At 69.2% G+C, this 16224-nt stretch carries 17 protein-coding genes; 8 read left to right on the top strand and 9 right to left on the bottom strand.

Translation table 11 applies throughout. From position 1 onward, the window contains the following. From cobA to DFR39_RS08425, 8 genes are all read right to left on the bottom strand, one after another. A complete protein-coding gene (gene cobA, locus DFR39_RS08460) occupies nucleotides 1-774 on the bottom strand; it encodes a uroporphyrinogen-III C-methyltransferase (protein WP_133603126.1) in 774 nt (257 codons plus the stop codon). A 19-nt stretch (nucleotides 775-793) separates the two neighbouring features. Continuing rightward, entirely contained in the window at nucleotides 794-2101 is a 1308-nt protein-coding gene (locus DFR39_RS08455) for a sulfate adenylyltransferase subunit 1 (protein WP_133603125.1), read from the bottom strand. 2 nt (nucleotides 2102-2103) lie between these two features. Continuing rightward, on the bottom strand, nucleotides 2104-3063 hold the full coding sequence (gene cysD, locus DFR39_RS08450; RefSeq protein ID WP_133603124.1) for a sulfate adenylyltransferase subunit CysD: 960 nt from the start codon (nucleotides 3061-3063) through the stop codon (nucleotides 2104-2106). Beyond that, nucleotides 3060-3860: a phosphoadenylyl-sulfate reductase gene (locus DFR39_RS08445; protein WP_133603123.1), complete on the bottom strand. Its 801-nt coding sequence runs from the start codon at nucleotides 3858-3860 to the stop codon at nucleotides 3060-3062. Before DFR39_RS08445 ends, cysD begins: the two co-directional genes overlap by 4 nt. Before the next feature lie 4 nt (nucleotides 3861-3864). After that, nucleotides 3865-4350 (bottom strand): DUF934 domain-containing protein, encoded by a 486-nt coding sequence (locus DFR39_RS08440; protein ID WP_133603122.1) that lies wholly within the window; start codon nucleotides 4348-4350, stop codon nucleotides 3865-3867. A 12-nt stretch (nucleotides 4351-4362) separates the two neighbouring features. Next, nucleotides 4363-6066 (bottom strand): nitrite/sulfite reductase, encoded by a 1704-nt coding sequence (locus tag DFR39_RS08435; protein WP_133603121.1) that lies wholly within the window; start codon nucleotides 6064-6066, stop codon nucleotides 4363-4365. A gap of 335 nt (nucleotides 6067-6401) precedes the next feature. Further along, nucleotides 6402-7325 carry a DNA-binding protein YbiB gene (gene ybiB / locus DFR39_RS08430; RefSeq protein ID WP_133603120.1) on the bottom strand — a complete coding sequence of 308 codons (924 nt, stop codon included), beginning with the start codon at nucleotides 7323-7325 and terminating at the stop codon, nucleotides 6402-6404. Between the two features lie 39 nt (nucleotides 7326-7364). Then, nucleotides 7365-7697, bottom strand: coding sequence for an AraC family ligand binding domain-containing protein (locus DFR39_RS08425; RefSeq protein ID WP_133603119.1), 333 nt, complete (start codon nucleotides 7695-7697; stop codon nucleotides 7365-7367). 100 nt (nucleotides 7698-7797) lie between these two features. On the opposite strand from DFR39_RS08425, the gene DFR39_RS08420 reads away from it, so the two are divergent. Both DFR39_RS08420 and DFR39_RS08415 read left to right on the top strand, forming a co-directional pair. Next, the gene (locus tag DFR39_RS08420; RefSeq protein ID WP_133603118.1) at nucleotides 7798-8718 is read left to right on the top strand and encodes a patatin-like phospholipase family protein; all 921 of its coding nucleotides are present in this window, start codon (nucleotides 7798-7800) and stop codon (nucleotides 8716-8718) included. An 80-nt stretch (nucleotides 8719-8798) separates the two neighbouring features. Further along, a complete protein-coding gene (locus DFR39_RS08415) occupies nucleotides 8799-9425 on the top strand; it encodes an LON peptidase substrate-binding domain-containing protein (protein WP_133603117.1) in 627 nt (208 codons plus the stop codon). A gap of 114 nt (nucleotides 9426-9539) precedes the next feature. Here DFR39_RS08415 and DFR39_RS08410 read toward each other — a convergent pair whose 3' ends face one another. Next, the gene (locus DFR39_RS08410; protein WP_133603116.1) at nucleotides 9540-10097 is read right to left on the bottom strand and encodes a phasin family protein; all 558 of its coding nucleotides are present in this window, start codon (nucleotides 10095-10097) and stop codon (nucleotides 9540-9542) included. Between the two features lie 252 nt (nucleotides 10098-10349). Here DFR39_RS08410 and DFR39_RS08405 point away from each other — a divergent pair, with 252 nt between their 5' ends. Genes DFR39_RS08405 through DFR39_RS08380 form a run of 6 tightly spaced genes read left to right on the top strand, consistent with a single transcriptional unit; the run spans nucleotide 10350 to nucleotide 16177 of the window. Continuing rightward, nucleotides 10350-11279: a histone deacetylase family protein gene (locus DFR39_RS08405; protein ID WP_133603115.1), complete on the top strand. Its 930-nt coding sequence runs from the start codon at nucleotides 10350-10352 to the stop codon at nucleotides 11277-11279. Nucleotides 11280-11291: 12 nt separating this feature from the next. Then, nucleotides 11292-11741, top strand: coding sequence for an acyl-CoA thioesterase (locus DFR39_RS08400; protein WP_133603114.1), 450 nt, complete (start codon nucleotides 11292-11294; stop codon nucleotides 11739-11741). Continuing rightward, on the top strand, nucleotides 11738-12472 hold the full coding sequence (locus DFR39_RS08395; protein WP_133603113.1) for a nitroreductase: 735 nt from the start codon (nucleotides 11738-11740) through the stop codon (nucleotides 12470-12472). The genes DFR39_RS08400 and DFR39_RS08395 overlap by 4 nt, the downstream gene beginning before the upstream one ends. 4 nt (nucleotides 12473-12476) lie before the next feature. After that, on the top strand, nucleotides 12477-13481 hold the full coding sequence (locus tag DFR39_RS08390) for a 2-hydroxyacid dehydrogenase (RefSeq protein WP_133603112.1): 1005 nt from the start codon (nucleotides 12477-12479) through the stop codon (nucleotides 13479-13481). Nucleotides 13482-13493: 12 nt separating this feature from the next. Next, nucleotides 13494-14933 (top strand): DNA recombination protein RmuC, encoded by a 1440-nt coding sequence (locus tag DFR39_RS08385; RefSeq protein ID WP_133603111.1) that lies wholly within the window; start codon nucleotides 13494-13496, stop codon nucleotides 14931-14933. Beyond that, on the top strand, nucleotides 14930-16177 hold the full coding sequence (locus DFR39_RS08380) for an MFS transporter (RefSeq protein ID WP_133603110.1): 1248 nt from the start codon (nucleotides 14930-14932) through the stop codon (nucleotides 16175-16177). The genes DFR39_RS08385 and DFR39_RS08380 overlap by 4 nt, the downstream gene beginning before the upstream one ends. The last annotated feature ends 47 nt before the right edge of the window (nucleotides 16178-16224 follow it).

Genomic DNA, 16224 nt, shown 5'->3' with positions numbered 1-16224 from the left:
TTAGCCGCTGAGGGCCGTATCGCCGGCTTGTTCCTGCGCAAGATGCAGGGCCATGCTGCCGGCCGCGGGGCGGGGCTCACCCGCCACGGGCGCGGCCCCGGCGCCCACCACCACCACCGTGGGGCGGCCGCGGTGCAGCAGGGTGGCGGCGGCAAGACCCGACACCGCATGCTCGCTGCTCAGGGCGTCGGGCCAGCCGGCGCGGGAGACCACGCTGCAGGGCGTGTCGGGCGCCCAGCCGGCTTCCAGCAGCTTGCGCGACAGGGCGGCCAGCTGGCGGCCGGCCATGTAGAAGACTTCGGTATCGGCACTGCGGGCGGCCTGCAGATCGCCTTCGCGGGTCATGGCCGTGGTGAGGCTGACGCTGCGGCCGGCGCCGCGGCGTGTGAGGGGGCGCTGGGTCTGGGCGGCGGCGGCGATGGCGGCGGTCACGCCGGGCACCACCTCGCTCTCGATGCCCGCGGCGGCCAGCGCCTGCAGCTCCTCTTCCAGGCGGCCGAAGACGCTGGCGTCACCGCCCTTGAGCCGCACCACCACGCCGTGCTGGCCTGCCATCTTGACCAGCAGGGCGTCGATGGCAGTCTGGGCCGTGGAGTCGCAGAAGCCCCGCTTGCCCACGTCCAGCCACTGGGCCTGGGGGGCCAGTTCGCGCAGGGCGGGGTCGGTGAGCGCGTCGAACAGCACCACCTGGGCCTGCTGCAGCGCGCGCGCGCCGCGCAGGGTGATGAGATCGGCCGCGCCGGGGCCGGCGCTGACGAAGATGACGCGTCCCATGGACCAGCCCCTCCTGGCTTCAGCGCACCAGCAAGGCACCCGAGGTGCGATTGCTGCTGGGGTCGACCACGATCAGCGAGCCGCCCACGCGGTTGGCCGCATAGGGCTCCACCGGCAGGGCGGCCTGCAGCTCGATGCGCACATGGCCGATCTCGTTGACGGCCAGCTCCTGGGCCTCGGTCTCGGCCAGGCTGTGGATGTCCAGCTTGTGCTCGATGGCGGCGATGCGGGCCTGGACCCAGCGGTTGCCGTGGCGCACCCAGTACTTGCGACCCAGCTGGGCGGGCTCGGTGTCCAGCCAGGCCAGCGTGGCCTCGAAGCTCTGCACCGGCGTGGCGCTGCCGGGCGTGAGCACCCAGTCGCCGCGGCTCACATCCAGCTGGCGGTCCAGCACCAGGCCGGCCGACTCGCCGGCCACGGCATGGGCCACGGTCTCGCCGGCGCGGCGCACCTCGGCCACGAGCGCCTTCTCGCCGCTGGGCAGGATCTGCACCTCGTCGCCGGCCCGCACCTGGCCGTGGGCGATGCGGCCCCAGAGGGTTCGCGGCTGGTGGCCCGTGCCCTCACCCTCGCGTGCGACGTATTGCACCGGGATCAGCAGCTGGCCCTCGACCTGCTCCTGCAGCGCGGGCAGACCTTCCAGCACCTGCAGCAGGGAGGGGCCGTCGTACCAGTCGGCGTCCAGGGGCTGGGTGACGTTGTCACCGCGCAGGGCCGAGACCGGGATGATGGCCGTCACCGCGATGCCGGCCTGCTCGGCGAAGGCGCGAAGGGCGGCGCTCACCTTGGCGAAGCCTGCCTGGGCGGCGCCGGGCTCGGCCAGGGCGTCGATCTTGTTGATGGCGAACACGATGCTGGGCACGCGCAGCAGATGAGCCAGCAGGCTGTGGCGGCGGGTCTGGGGCAGCAGGGCCACCTCGGCCTGGCTCAGGTCCAGCTTGGTGATGTCCACCAGCACCACGGCGGCATCGCTGCCGGCCGCGGCCGTGACCATATTGCGGGTGTACTGCTCATGGCCCGGCGCGTCCGCAATGATGAACTTGCGGGTCTTGGTGGCGAAGTAGCGGTAGGCCACATCGATGGTGATGCCCTGCTCGCGCTCGGCCTCCAGGCCGTCGGTCAGCAGGGACAGGTCGATGGGCGCACCGGCGGCGCGCTTTTCCAGCGTGTCCAGCTGGTCGGCCAGGATGGCGCGGCTGTCATACAGCAGGCGGCCGATCAAGGTGCTCTTGCCATCGTCCACGCTGCCTGCGGTGAGGAAGCGCAGGGCGCGGTGCTGGGTGTCGACGTCCTGCTGGTGGACGATGTTGTCGGGAACTGCGCTCATGATCAGAAGTAGCCTTCCTTCTTGCGACGCTCCATGGAGGCGTCGGAGGTGCGGTCGTCCATGCGGGTGGCGCCGCGCTCGCTGATGGTGACGGTGAGGGTCTCGGCCACGATGTCCTGGGCCGAGGCGGCCGTGCTTTCCACCGGGCAGGTGCAGGTCATGTCGCCCACGGTGCGAAAGCGCACGGTCTCGGTTTCCACCACATCGCCGGCTTCGGGCGGGGTGACCTCGGTCACCGGCACCAGCAGGCCCTTCTTGCGCACCACGGGGCGCTGGTGGGCGTAGTAGAGGCTGGGCAGGGCGATGTTCTCGCGGGCGATGTAGAGCCAGACGTCGAGCTCGGTCCAGTTGCTGATGGGGAAGGCGCGGAAATGCTCGCCCGGACGGATGCGGGTGTTGAACAGATTCCAGAGCTCGGGGCGCTGCTCCTTGGGCTGCCACTGGCCGAAGCCGTCGCGGTGGCTGAAGATGCGCTCCTTGGCGCGGGCCTTTTCCTCGTCGCGGCGGGCGCCGCCGATCAGCACATCGAAACGGTGCTCCTCGATGGCTTCCAGCAGGGTCACGGTCTGGTGGCCGTTGCGCGACTCCAGCGGATGGGCCAGGCGCACGGTGCCACGGGCGATGGACTCGTCCATATGCGCCACGATCAGCCGGTCGCCCAGCTCGGCGGCGCGGCGCTCGCGGAACTCGATCACCTCGGGGAAGTTGTGGCCGGTGTCCACATGCACCAGCGGGAAGGGCAGGCGGCCCTTGAAGCTGCCGTCGGCCTGGCGCTGCTTGAAGGCCTTCTCGGCTAGGTGCAGTACCACGCAGCTGTCCTTGCCGCTGGAGAAGAGCAGGCCCGGGCGCTCGAAGGCGCCGGCCACTTCGCGCAGGATGAAGATGGCCTCTTCTTCCAGATGGTCCAGATGGCGGTGGTCCACCTGGGGCAGCAGTTTCTCGAGATTGACCGGGGCGTTCATGCCGGGGCTCCTGACTTCTTCGTGTTCAACTCTTCGTTGGAGTGCGACTTGTGCAGGCCGCATTCCTTGGCGTTCTCGTCCTCCCACCACCAGCGTCCGGCGCGGAAGTCCTCGCCCACGGCGATGGCCCGGGTGCAGGGCGCACAGCCGATGCTGGGCATGAACTGGTCGTGCAGGGCGTTGTAGGGCACCTGGTAGGTCTGGATGTAGTGCCAGACATCGGCCCAGCTCCAGGCCGCCAGCACATTGAGCTTGCGGCGACCCTGGCCGTCGTCCTCGTCAAACGGCACGTCGGCGCGGTTGGCGCTCTGCTCGCGGCGCAGGCCGGTGATCCAGGCCGTGGCACCGTTCAGCATGCGCGACAGCGGCTCCAGCTTGCGGATGGCGCAGCAGGCCTTGCGCAGGGCCAGGCTCTCGTACATGGCGCGCTCGCCGCGCACGCTCACGAAATTGATCACCGCGTCGTGAACCGGGGTGTAGACCTGGACGGGCAGCTCGTAGCGCGTCTGGATCTGATCAATCAGGGCCAGGGTCTCGGCATGCAGGGCGCCGGTGTCCAGGGTGGCGATGCGCACGGGCAGGCCGTGGCGGGCGATCAGGTCCGTGATCACCATGTCCTCGGCGCCCAGGCTGGTGGACTGGACCAGGCCGACGCCATGGGTGGCCACGGCCTGCAGCAGCAGTTCCAGGGTCTCGGCCACACGCGCCTCGAAGCCGGCGGTGGCCCGGGCATAAAGGGCGATGGCCGAGGCGCCCGCGGCCGCGCCTGGCAGAAGGGAAGAGCTTGCGCCGCTCATGGCTTCAACCCTGTGCCGCAAAGTGCGGCTTGGCCTGTCGCGTGTCGCCCTGGTAATGACCGGGGAAGAAGCTCAGCGCACGCTGGGCCGCTTCCAGGCTCTGGTCGGCGCGCAGTTGCACTGCGTCGAAGCCGGTGCGGGCGGCCAGCAGCACCATGTCCACCAGCACCTCGCCGGTGGCGCGGATCTCGCCGGCAAAGCGGTAGCGGCTGCGCAGCAGGCGGGCCTGGCTGTAGGCGCGGCCGTCCACCCACTTGGGGAACTGCAGCACGATCAGCGCCAGGCGTGGCAGATCGGGAGCCAGGCCTTCGATGTCGTAATCATTGGGCACTTCCACGGCCGTGGGCAGATCGGCGGGCCAGTGGCCGCGCACGGCATGCCATTGCTCCAGGCTCAGCAGCAGATGGGGCGCGGGATCGGGGTCGGGCTTGGGGCCGTCCTCGCCGAGGACCCGGTGCCATTGGTCGTGGTGAGCGTCGATGAACTTCATGATCTTGTTCTTTCAGCGGGCGGCAGCGCTCAGGGTGCCTGTCGTGGTGCGGACGGCGTTGGCCGGCGCCTTGAAGGGTTCGATGCCCACGCGGCGCACCGTGTCGATGAAGCGCTCGTTGGCGGCGCGCTGGCCGCGGTAGGTCTGGATCAGGGACTCGATCACATCGGGCACCTCGTCGGCCGCAAAGCTGGGGCCGATCACCTTGCCGGGCACGGCAGCGCCCGAGAGGGTGGAACCGTCCGAGCCGCCCAGCGTGATCTGGTACCACTCGCTGCCGTCCTTGTCCACGCCCAGGATGCCGATATGGCCGCTGTGGTGGTGGCCGCAGCTGTTGATGCAGCCGCTGATGTGCAGGTCGATGTCGCCGATGTCGTAGAGCTCGTCCAGGTCCTGGAAGCGCTCGGTGATGGCGGCCGCCACCGGGATGGAGCGGGCATTGGCCAGGGCGCAGAAGTCGCCGCCCGGGCAGGCGATCATGTCGGAGAGCAGGCCGATGTTCGGGGTGGCAAAGCCATGGGCCTTGGCCAGCTCGTAGAGCGCGCCCAGATCGCTCTCGCGCACCCAGGGCAGCAGCAGGTTCTGGTCGTGGGTCACGCGCAGCTCGCTGTGGCTGAAGCGCTCGGCCAGCGCGGCGGCAGCTTCCATCTGGGCATCGGTCGCATCGCCGGGCGGCAGGGCCGCGCGCTTGAGCGAGAGCGTCACGCCGCGGTAGCCGCTCAGGCGGTGGGCGTGCACATTGCGCTCCAGCCAGCGCTTGTAGGCGCCTTGGGCCCCTTCAAAGATGTCCTGTGCGGGCAGGGCATTCACGCCGGCCGGGGTCGTGAAGCTGGCCGCCACGCGGTCCAGCTCGGCCTGGGGGATCAGGTGCTCGTGGCCGCCGGCGTCGTCGCCGAGGATGTGCTGGAACTCGGTGTTGACCGCGTCGAAGAAGGCCTGACCCTCGGCCTTGACCAGGATCTTGATGCGGGCCTTGTACATATTGTCGCGGCGGCCATAGCGGTTGTAGACGCGCACGATGGCCTCCAGATAGACCAGGATCTGGTTCCAGGGCAGGAAGTCGTGGATCACCTGGCCGGTGATGGGGGTGCGACCCATGCCGCCGCCCACCAGCACCTGGAAGCCCACCTCGCCCGCGGCGTTCTTCCTGAGCTGCAGGCCGATGTCATGCCAGGCGATGGCCGCGCGGTCCTCGGCGGCACCCGAGATGGCGATCTTGAACTTGCGCGGCAGGAAGGCGAACTCGGGATGCAGGGTGCTCCACTGGCGCAGCACCTCGGCATAGGGCCGCGGGTCCACGATCTCGTCGGGCGCCACGCCGGCCAGGCCGTCGGTGGTGATGTTGCGGATGCAGTTGCCGCTGGTCTGGATGCCGTGCATGTCCACCTCGGCCAGGGCGTCCATCACGTCGGCGGCGTCCTTCAGCGGGATCCAGTTGTATTGCAGGTTCTGGCGGGTGGTGAAGTGACCGTAGCCGCGGTCCCATTGGCGGGCGATCTCGGCCAGACGGCGCAGCTGGCGCGCGGACAGCACGCCATAGGGCACGGCCACGCGCAGCATGGGGGCGTGGCGCTGCACATACCAGCCGTTTTGCAGGCGCAGGGGGCGGAACTCGTCATCGCTCAGGGTGCCGGCCAGATTGCGTTCCAGCTGATCGCGGAACTGGGCGGCGCGGGCGCGCACGAACTGGCGGTCGAAGTCGGTATAGGCGTACATGGCTTGCGCGGAACTACGAAATCAGTGAATCACTGGCCAGCCGGCCATCGGCAGGGATGGGCGCAGCAGAGGGGCCAGAGGGGCGCAACGGCCCATGGGGCAGGCGGCGGGTGAGCTGGGCGTCCGGCCAGCGGCGGAGCGCCGAAGCCACTCGTGTTCGCAATCCAGTCCAACAAGCAATCCGCTGCTCCCGATGGGTGGGGCCGGGACAGGGATTCCCAGGCCTAGGAGCCGGACTGTATGGAAGCTTTATATATATAAGAACTACAAATTCGTAGATTGCTTATTCGCAGATAAGCATATGAATCCGCTGGCATAGCCGGGAGGCTGGCGGATCAGCCCTCGGCCAGTTGGCGCAGGGCCGCCACCTGCTCGGCCACGCGCGGCGGCAGCGGCGCGCGGCCGTCCAGCATGGCCTCGATCAGCCGGGCGTTGGCCTCGGCCTCGCAGTCGGGCGAGAGCGGCCAGTCCAGGTCGGCGCTGTCGGCCGGGTGCAGATCCTGGCGCTGGCCGTCCACAAAACCGTAGAGCTGGGCGCGGCGGCGCAGATGGGCATAGGCCTCACCCTCGCTGGCGCGCATCAGCAGGCCGCGGTGGCCTTCGGCACTTTGCGCCAGCAGGGCCTGGCCCATGCTGTCCAGGTACTCGGGGTGGGTCACCGCCACCACGCGCACGCTGCGGCCGGGGGCCGCGTCCAGCAGCTTGGCCACGCTGTGGCCGCTGTTGCGCAGGCCCAGGCGCGGGCGCAGGGCCATCAGGGCGTCCAGGCCGGGGTTGAGCCGGGCCAGGGGCAGCACGGCCAGGCGGCGGCCGGCGAGCTGGGCCTCGGCCTGTTCCAGCGAGCTCGCGGTCGGCAGGCCCAGGGCCTGAAGCAGCTCGAAAGGGCTCTGGCGGCTGTCGAAGTCATGCCGCCCGAAGATCAGCACCGGCACGCCTGCGCGGGCCAGCAGCAGAGCGACCAGGGGCATCAGATTGGCCTGCTTGCGCGCGCCGTTGAAGGTGGGCAGCAGCACGCAGCGCGGCCCGCCCGCCGGCACCGCAAGCCGGGCCGTGCGCGCCTGCATGGCGCGCCAGAAGCCGGCCAGCTCCTCGGCGCTCTCGCCCTTGATGCGCAGGGACAGCAGGATGGCGCCCAACTCCAGCTCGGGCACCGCACCGTCCAGCATGGCGCCGAACAGGGCCTGGGCCTGCTCGGCATCCAGGTCGCGGGCGCCGCGCGCGCCGCGGCCGATTTCCTTGATCAGGGGGGCAAATTCCATGGCGGCACAGTGTAGGGGCCGCCATGCCCATGAGCGGCCTCAGTGGGCCGGCAGCAGCAGGGTCAGCAAGACGCAGCTGTCCTGCTCGGCCAGCACCGCATGCGGCTCGCCCGCCCGCAGCACCGTGAGCTGGCCGGCGGCCAGGGGCTGCTCGGTGCCGGGCATCTGCAGACGCACGCGACCCGCCAGACATTGCAGGACCAACTCGCCGGCCACTTTGTGCTGGGGCATGCGCTGACCGGCATGCAGCACCATGTGAATGAGCTGCAGCTGCTCGGTCTTGATCAGGCTGGTGCTGGGGCTGTCGGTGCTGCCATCGGCCAGGGGTGCCAGATCGATCAGCTGTCCATGCTTGGCGTGGGTCAGGGCCATGATGAGGATCTCCTGCAGCCATTGAGCTGTGTGCGTTCATTCTCATACAGCCAGGCCCGGGCCGCGAGTCGGCGCCGCGGCGCTCTCTAGAATCCGCCCCATGTCTTCTCTGTCTCGTCGGGGCCTGCTGCTGGCCCCTCTGGCGCTTGCCGCCTGTTCCAGCGTTCCCCTGATCGGCACTTCCGAGGCGCCGACCGCGCCGGTCCCGCCGGATGCGCCGCCCTCCGGGCCGCGCCCGGCGCCCAAACCCCCTCGCATCGGCCTGGCCCTCGGCGGTGGTGCGGCGCGCGGCTTTGCCCATATCGGCGTGATCCAGGTGCTGGAGGAGCACGGCATCGGTGTGGACCTGGTCGCGGGCACCTCGGCCGGCTCCCTGGTGGCGGCCCTGTATGCCTCGGGCAAGAACGGCAAGGAAATGCAGGCCCTGGCCGAGGGCATGGACGAGGGCGCGATCACGGACTGGGCCTTTCCGGGCCGCGGCCTGATCCGCGGCGAGGCACTGGCCCGCTATGTGCGAGAGCGCACCGGCAACAAGACCATCGAGCAGATGAGCTTGCCCCTGGGCATTCTGGCCACCGACCTGGCCGATGGCTCGGGCGTGCTTTTTCGCAGCGGCGACACCGGCACCGCGGTACGCGCCTCCAGTGCCGTGCCCGCGGTGTTCCAGCCGGTGAAGATCGGCGGGCGCGAGTTCGTGGACGGCGGTCTGGTGGCGCCGGTGCCGGTGCGCCAGGCGCGGCAGATGGGGGCGGAGCTGGTGATCGCGGTCGACATCAGCTCCCCGCCGGAGGACAAGCCCCTGGGCGACGCCATGCGCATGCTGCTGCAGACCTTTGCCATCATGAGTCGCAGCATCAACAGCTACGAGCTGCGCGAGGCAGACGTGGTGATGCGTCCGCAGCTCGCGGGCATAGGCAGCGCCGACTTCAGCGCGCGGCGGCGCAGCATACAGGCCGGTCGCGAGGCCGCCCTGGCCCTGCTGCCCACACTGCGTCAGCGCATCGCGGCCAAGACGCGCTGAGCCCGTCCAACCCCGGTCGCCGGCCGGCCTGAAAACCCGATCGCGCCGCCATCGGCAGCGCGGGCTATGCTGGCGCCATCATGCAAACGGCCCTCTTTCCGCTCCAGTCACCGCTATTCCCCGGGGGGCTGCTGTCCCTGCGCATCTTCGAGCCCCGCTACCTGGATCTGGTCCAGCGCTGCGAGAAGAGTGGTGAGCCCTTCGGCGTGCTGATGCTCACCGAGGGTATGGAGGTGCGCCAGCGCGGACCGGGGGAGGGCTTTCTGACCGAGCGCTTCGAAAGCCTGGGCACCCTGGCCCATCTGGAACGGGTGGAGCGTCCGCGGCCGGGGCTGCTGCAGATTCGCTGCCGAGGTGGGCGTCGGTTCCGCCTGCTCGAGCAGCACTGCCTGCCGCATGGCCTGTGGATGGGTGAGCTGGAGTTGCTGGACGAGGAGCTGGCGCTGCCCGTGCCGGAGGATCTGCAGCCCCTTGCGCCCCTGATGCAGCGCCTGCTGCACACCCTGGAGACGGGGGCGGCGGCCGACGACATGCCCGTTCAGCCGCCCTACCGCTGGGATGACTGTGCCTGGCTGGCCAACCGCTGGGCGGAGCTGCTGCCCCTGTCCCCGCTGGAGAAGCAGCGCCTTCTGGCCCTGGACAACCCCCTGCTGCGCCTGGAGCTGCTGGGCGACCAGCTGGAGCGCCTGGGCGTGGGGGGGCGCTGACGAGCGCTCGGTCCCGGCGTTCGGGCAAAAAAAGAGCCCGGCCGAGGCCGGGCTTCAAGGGTACTTGGGAAGCTCAGGGCTTCTTTGGGTACCGAGGAGACAAACGGTAGGTGCTCAGGCGGCAGCGCGCTTGCTGGAGCGGCTGGCGGTCTGGCTGGCCTTGACGGCGGTGCTGGTGGCGGCCTGGAAATTGGCCTCGGCGATCTCGCTGGCCTGCTTGGCAGCCTTTTGCACCGACTCGAAGGTGTTGTTGGCGGCGGCCACGGCCGACTTCACCAGGGCCACGGCGTTCTCGGTGCCGGCGGGCGCGTTCTTGGCCATGCTGTCGACCACGGCGGCGAACTTCTGCTGGGCGTCGGCGATCTGGGCCTCGGCCACCTTGGCCACTTCGGCCTGGGTGCTGGAAGCGATGTCGTAGAGGTGGCGGCTGTAGGAGGCGGCCTTCTCGGCGCTGGGCTGCAGCAGGGAGGCTTGCAGATTCAGCAGCTCCTGGGCGTCCTTGACGGACATGGCGGCATTGGCGGTCTCGGCAGCCTCGCCCAGGGCGGTCTTGGCGACTTGCAGATTCAGCTCGACCAGCTTCTCCACACCTTCGAAAGCCTTGTTGGTCAGACCGAAAAGGGTCTCGATATTGGCTTTGTGGGCGGCGAAAACTTGTTCAGCGGTCAACATGGAATAGCTCCTGTGAGGTTGATAGGCAGAGACTGTTGAGAACTCTTCGGTGCCGTTCAATTGCAATTGCTGCACCGCAACATGATTCAGTATAAGGACGCTGCCATCGATTGCAAGCACTTTTTTGTGCAATGCAACAAAAATACTGTTGATCAGCGCCCGGATGGCTGCCAAGACTGCCGTGAGCGCGTGACACCCTGGTGACGCGCCTGGACCGGCAGGCGCTCCGCACAGCGGTTATGGTGCAGGGCCATGCAAGCCTTTCATGCCGACGCCTACCGCCTGGAGCTTCCGCCCGGCCACCGCTTTCCCGAGGCCAAGTACGGCCTGCTGCGCCAGCGGCTGGAGGCCCTGGGCCCGCCGTTCCGGATTGCGCCCGCGCCGCTGGCCGAGGCTCAGTCCCTGCTGCGTGTCCACAGCCCGCACTACGTGCAGGCCGTCTTCAACGGCAGCCTGAGCGCGGCCCAGCAGCGCGAGATCGGATTTCCCTGGTCGCCCTCCATGGCTCTGCGTTCGCGCTGCTCGGTGGGGGCGACGCTGGAAGCGGCGCGCGCCGCCCTGGCCGAGGGGGTGGGTGCCAATCTGGCCGGTGGCACCCACCATGCCTATGCCGACAAGGGCTCGGGTTACTGCGTGTTCAATGATGTGGCCGTGGCGGCGCGCCACATGCAGGCCATGGCCCGGCGCGAGGGCAGGCCGGAACTGCAGGTGTTGGTCATCGATCTGGATGTGCACCAGGGCAATGGCACGGCCGCCATCTTTCGCGAGGATCCCAGCGTCTTCACCTTCTCTATGCACGGGGCCCGCAACTTTCCCTTCCGCAAGGAGGCCAGCGATCTGGATGTGGACCTGCCCGATGGCTGTGGTGACGCGGCCTATCTGCAGGCCCTGGACCAGGCCCTGGCCCAGGTCTGGGCGCGCTGCCCGGCGCCGGGCCTGGCCTTCTACCTGGCCGGGGCCGATCCCCATGAGGGCGACCGTCTGGGCCGGCTCAAGCTCAGCACCGCCGGCATGCTGGAGCGCGACCGCCGGGTGCTGCAGGCCCTGCGGGAGCGGGGCATCCCGGTGGCGCTGAGCATGGCCGGCGGCTACGGCGAGGACCTGGACGCCATGCTGACGGTGCAGGTGAATACCCTGAGCGCCGCCGCGCACAGCTGGGCGCTCTGGCAGGCGGGGCGATGAAAGAATGCGGGCATGAGTGAGGAGCACCGACCCCAGGCCCAGGGCCGCGAGGCCTACCGGCATTTCATGTCCCTGTCCACCCGCTGGATGGACAACGATATCTACGGCCACCTCAACAACGTCATCTACTACAGCCTCTTCGACACCGCGGTGAACCAGTACCTGATCGAGCAGGGCGCGCTGGACATCCACGGGGGGCCGGTCATCGGCCTGGTGGTGGAGACGCACTGCAACTTCTTCGCCTCACTGGCCTTCCCGCAGCGCATCGAGGCCGGCTTGCGCGTGGCGCATCTGGGCCGCTCCAGCGTGCGCTACGAGATCGGGCTCTTTGCCGCGGGCGAGCCCCTGTCCGCCGCCTGCGGCCATTTCGTCCATGTCTATGTGGAGCGTGAGAGCCGCCGGCCGGTGAGCGCGCTACCCCCCGCCACCCTGAATGCCCTGAAAGGACTGCAACTGCCATGAGCTCGTTCTCCGCCTTCGAGTCGCCCGACAGCGCCGCCACCGCCGCCATCGATGCGGCCATCACGACCCGGCACTCCATGCGCGCCTACCTGGCGCAGCCGGTGGAGCGGGCCCTGATCGAGGACATCCTGCGCGTGGCCTCGCGGGCGCCCTCGGGCACCAACACCCAGCCCTGGCAGGTGCATGTGCTGACCGGCGCGGCCAAGGCCCGTCTCTCCCAACGCATCACCGCCGCCTATGACGACCCCGAGGAACTGGCCACCCATGGCGAGGAGTACGCCTACTACCCGCGCGAATGGGTCTCGCCCTATATCGACCGCCGCCGCAAGGTGGGCTGGGACCTCTACGGCCTGCTGGGCATCGCCAAGGGCGACAAGCTGCGCATGCACGAGCAGCACGGCCGCAACTACCTCTTCTTCGACGCGCCGGTGGGCCTGATCTTCACTATCGACCGCGTGATGCAGCAGGGCAGCTGGCTGGACTACGGCATGTTCCTGCAAAACATCATGATCGCGGCCCGCGCGCGCGGCCTGCACACCTGCCCGCAGGCGGCCTTCACCCAGTTCCACCGTCTGATCGCGGATGAACTGGCCCTCAAGCCCGAGCAGCAGCTGGTCTGCGGCATGGCCCTGGGCTATGCCGACCCGGCCGCGGTGGAGAACAGCCTGGTCACCGAGCGCGAGCCGGTGGCGGGCTTCACCCGCTTTCTGGACGCCCCCCTGAAAGGCTGAGCGCATGGCAGACCGCAAAGCCGTGGTGCTGGTGGCCCGTCGGACCTTCGATGATGCGATCGCACGCCTGCGCGAGCACTTTGAGGTCCGGGTCAATGATGACGATGCCGTCTGGCCTCAGGACGAACTGATACGTCGGCTGCAGGGCGTGCAGGGCGTCTACATCACCGGCTCCGAGCAGATCGACGCCACCCTGCTGGACGCCTGCCCCGATCTGCGCGCGGTCTGCAGCATGGCGGTGGGTTACAACAACGTCGACCTGCCGGCCTGCACCGCACGCGGCGTGCTGGTCAGCAATGCGCCCGATGTGCTGACCGAGACCACGGCCGATTTCGGCTTTGCCCTGATGATGGCCACGGCCCGCCGCATCAGCGAGAGCGAGCACTTTCTGCGCCGCGGCGAGTGGCACAAATGGAGCTACGACATGTTCGCCGGCAGCGATGTGCATGGCAGCACCCTGGGCATTCTGGGCATGGGCCGCATCGGGCAGGCCATTGCCCGGCGCGGCCATCTGGGCTTTGGCATGCGGGTGATCTATCACAACCGCAGCCGCCTGGCCCCCGCGCTGGAAGCGCCGCTGGCGGCCCAGTGGGTGGAGAAGGACGCCCTGCTGCAGCAGGCTGACCATCTGGTGATCGTCGTGCCCTACAGCCCCGCCTCGCACCATGCGATCGGCGCGCGTGAACTGGGCCTGATGAAGCCCAGTGCCACCCTGACCAATATCGCCCGCGGCGGTGTGGTGGACGACGCGGCCCTGGCCCAGGCCCTGGCCACGCGTCGCATCGCGGCCGCGGGCCTGGACGTGTTCGAGGGCGAACCCCAGGTCCACCCCGGCCTGTTGACCGTGCCCAATGTGGTGCTCACCCCGCATATCGCCAGTGCCTCCATCCCCACACGACTGGCCATGAGCCATCTGGCCGTGGACAACCTGATCGCCGCGCTCAGCGGTGGCCGTCCGCCCACCGCACTCAACCCTGAGTTGCTGAATCGGGGGGCTGAGCCGGCCTGAGACAATGGCCGCATGAGTCTTGTCGAAGCCTTGTTGCTGGGCCTGCTGGCCCTGGTCCTGCTCCTGCTGATCCTGATCTGGACGCGCCTGCGCAGTGCGGATGCCAGCGCCGAATTGGGTCCCTGGCTCAGCCAGAACGGCGAACGCCTGGACCGCTTGGACCGTGATCTGCGCGACGAGCTGGCCCGCAGCAGCGGCGGCACCCGCCAGGAGCTGCTGGCCACCCTGACCCAGTTCCAGCAGAGCCTGCTGGCCCAGGGCGGCGATGTGGCCCGCACCCAGAATGAGCAGATCGACAGCTTCCGCGTGCAGCTGGCCCAGCTGCAGCAGGCCCTGGGCGCCCAGGCCCTGGCGGCGCGTGAGTCGCAGGACGCGGCCGGTGCCCGCCTCTCCAGCACCCTGGCGGAGCAGCTGCAGCTGCTGGGCCAGCGCCAGGAGCAGCGCCTGACCCAGGTGCAGGCGGCGGTGGATCAGCGCCTCTCCCTGGTGCAGGCCGCCGTGGATCAGCGGCTGGGCGCCATCCAGCAGGACAACGAGAAGAAGCTGGAGCAGATGCGCGCCACCGTGGACGAGAAGCTGCAGGCCACGCTGGAGCAGCGCCTGGGCGAGAGCTTCAAGCAAGTGGCCGAGCGCCTGGAGCAGGTGCACAAGGGACTGGGCGAGATGCAGACACTGGCCCGCGATGTGGGCGCCCTGAACCGGGTGCTCACCAATGTGAAGACCCGCGGCATCTTTGGCGAGGTGCAGCTGGCGGGCCTGCTGGAGCAGGTGTTCACGCCGGAGCAGTACGCCAGCAATGTGGCCACCGTCCCGGGCAGCAGCGAGCGGGTGGAATACGCCATCCGCCTGCCGGGACAGCGCGATGACGGTGCACCGCTGTGGCTGCCCATCGATGCCAAGTTTCCGCGCGAGGATTACGAGCGCCTGCTCGAAGCCCAGGATCGCGCCGATGCCGCCGCCGTGGAAGTCTCGGCCAAGGCCATCGAGACCCGCCTGCGCCTGGAGGCCAAGACCATACGCGACAAGTACATCGCGCCGCCGCACACCACCGACTTCGGCATGCTCTTCGTGCCCACCGAAGGCCTGTATGCCGAGGCACTGCGCCGGCCGGGCCTGGTGGAGTCGCTGCAGCGCGAGCACAAGGTTATGCTGGTGGGGCCCACCACCCTGCTGGCCACCCTGACCAGCTTGCAAATGGGCTTTCGCACCCTGGCGCTGGAAAAGCGCTCGGCCGAGGTCTGGGAGGTGCTGGGTGCGGTCAAGACCGAGTTTGGCAAGTTTGGCGAGGTGCTGGCCAAGACCAAGAAGAAGCTCGATGAGGCCAGCAGCAGCATCGAGATGGCCGAGACCCGCACCCGGCAGATGACGCGCAAGCTCAAGGGGGTGGAAGCCCTGCCCGAGACCCGGGTGCAGGCCCTGCTGGGCAGCGCCGATGCCGAGGGCGATGCTTGAGCACGGCGGGCGGTTCACCGGGCGTCCATACTGAGCCTCTGGGCGAGGCGCAGGCCGCGGCCCAGCGACGGGCTTTCCCCTTTCTCGTGGCCGCCCTGGTGTTCGTGCATGCCTGCATGGCCACCAGCCGCGTCACCTCCAGCCTCTTCGTCTTGAAGCAGGGCTACCCCGAGTGGACGCTGGGGGTGCTGCTGAGTCTGTATGCGGTGGTGCCCATGTTGACGGCCCTGTGGGCCGGCCGCATGGCCGACCGGCACGGCCTGCACCGCCCGGTCGGCATCGCCGTGCTGATGGCCTGCGTGGGAGCGCTGACGGCCGCGCTCTCCCAGCACGTGCTGGCCCTGTGTCTGGCGGCGCTGTTGACCGGTGGCGCCTTGAGCATTGCCGCCGTGGGCATACAGCGCGAGGGGGGGCTGATGGCCCAGGGCAGCGGCGATATGCGCCGCATCTTCAGCTGGCTGGCCTTGGGCCCCGCCCTGTCGAATGCCCTGGCGCCGGTGGTGGCGGGCCTTCTGATCGACCACATCAGCTTCCGTGCGGCCTTCGCGCTGGCCGTGCTGCTGCCATCGCTGGCCTGGTGGGCGGCCCTGCAGGTACCGCGTCTTGCCCCCAGCCTCCCGGCCAGCCCCTCGAGCGCCACGCGGCAGGGTGCTTGGGGCCTCTTGCGCCTGGCCAGTTTCCGGCGACTGATGATTCTCAATGTGGTCTTGGCCGCGGCCTGGGATGCTCACAGCTTTGTGGTGCCCATCGTCGGCCACGGCCGCGAGCTCAGCGCCACCAGCATCGGCCTGATTCTTGGCGCATTCGCCACCGCCGCCACCCTGGTGCGTTTGGCCCTCACCAAGTGGGCCGAGCAGGTGGACGAGATCCGGGCCCTGCGCGGCGCCATGGCCATCGCTTGCGCCGTGCTGGCCTTGTATGCCTGGTTGCCCGGCACGCCGGGCCTGATGGCGGGCTCCGCCCTCCTGGGGCTGGCCCTGGGCTCGGTGCAGCCCATGGTGCTGTCCACCCTGCACCAGATCACGCCCGCCGACCGTCACGGTCAGGCCCTGGGCCTGCGCATGCTCTTTACCAATGGTGCGACCATCGTCATGCCTCTGGGCTTTGGCCTGTTGGCCACGGCCTCGGTGGCCGCCGCTCCGATGTGGCTGATGGCAGCCTTGCTGTTGTGGGCTCAGTGGCCGGCCGCGCGATTGGCGCCCCAAGAGCCGGGCGTTGGCTCAGGAACCGAGCGGCACGATTGAGCGCCGGCCGAGTGCGCGCGGCAAAGGGCTGAGCGCCATGCGGGGAA

Source organism: Roseateles asaccharophilus (genome assembly GCF_004362405.1).
Lineage (GTDB): Bacteria > Pseudomonadota > Gammaproteobacteria > Burkholderiales > Burkholderiaceae_C > Kinneretia > Kinneretia asaccharophila.
Note: the sequence above shows the minus strand (reverse complement) of the source record. Positions and strands in the feature narration are given on the sequence as shown.

What these genes read in the sequence shown, in the direction of transcription:
- cobA (WP_133603126.1), bottom strand. Translation starts at nt 774, where the DNA reads ATGGGACGCGTCATCTTCGTCAGCGCCGGCCCCGGCGCGGCCGATCTC.
- DFR39_RS08455 (WP_133603125.1), bottom strand. Translation starts at nt 2,101, where the DNA reads ATGAGCGCAGTTCCCGACAACATCGTCCACCAGCAGGACGTCGACACC.
- cysD (WP_133603124.1), bottom strand. Translation starts at nt 3,063, where the DNA reads ATGAACGCCCCGGTCAATCTCGAGAAACTGCTGCCCCAGGTGGACCAC.
- DFR39_RS08445 (WP_133603123.1), bottom strand. Translation starts at nt 3,860, where the DNA reads ATGAGCGGCGCAAGCTCTTCCCTTCTGCCAGGCGCGGCCGCGGGCGCC.
- DFR39_RS08440 (WP_133603122.1), bottom strand. Translation starts at nt 4,350, where the DNA reads ATGAAGTTCATCGACGCTCACCACGACCAATGGCACCGGGTCCTCGGC.
- DFR39_RS08435 (WP_133603121.1), bottom strand. Translation starts at nt 6,066, where the DNA reads ATGTACGCCTATACCGACTTCGACCGCCAGTTCGTGCGCGCCCGCGCC.
- ybiB (WP_133603120.1), bottom strand. Translation starts at nt 7,325, where the DNA reads ATGGAATTTGCCCCCCTGATCAAGGAAATCGGCCGCGGCGCGCGCGGC.
- DFR39_RS08425 (WP_133603119.1), bottom strand. Translation starts at nt 7,697, where the DNA reads ATGGCCCTGACCCACGCCAAGCATGGACAGCTGATCGATCTGGCACCC.
- DFR39_RS08420 (WP_133603118.1), top strand. Translation starts at nt 7,798, where the DNA reads ATGTCTTCTCTGTCTCGTCGGGGCCTGCTGCTGGCCCCTCTGGCGCTT.
- DFR39_RS08415 (WP_133603117.1), top strand. Translation starts at nt 8,799, where the DNA reads ATGCAAACGGCCCTCTTTCCGCTCCAGTCACCGCTATTCCCCGGGGGG.
- DFR39_RS08410 (WP_133603116.1), bottom strand. Translation starts at nt 10,097, where the DNA reads ATGTTGACCGCTGAACAAGTTTTCGCCGCCCACAAAGCCAATATCGAG.
- DFR39_RS08405 (WP_133603115.1), top strand. Translation starts at nt 10,350, where the DNA reads ATGCAAGCCTTTCATGCCGACGCCTACCGCCTGGAGCTTCCGCCCGGC.
- DFR39_RS08400 (WP_133603114.1), top strand. Translation starts at nt 11,292, where the DNA reads ATGAGTGAGGAGCACCGACCCCAGGCCCAGGGCCGCGAGGCCTACCGG.
- DFR39_RS08395 (WP_133603113.1), top strand. Translation starts at nt 11,738, where the DNA reads ATGAGCTCGTTCTCCGCCTTCGAGTCGCCCGACAGCGCCGCCACCGCC.
- DFR39_RS08390 (WP_133603112.1), top strand. Translation starts at nt 12,477, where the DNA reads ATGGCAGACCGCAAAGCCGTGGTGCTGGTGGCCCGTCGGACCTTCGAT.
- DFR39_RS08385 (WP_133603111.1), top strand. Translation starts at nt 13,494, where the DNA reads ATGAGTCTTGTCGAAGCCTTGTTGCTGGGCCTGCTGGCCCTGGTCCTG.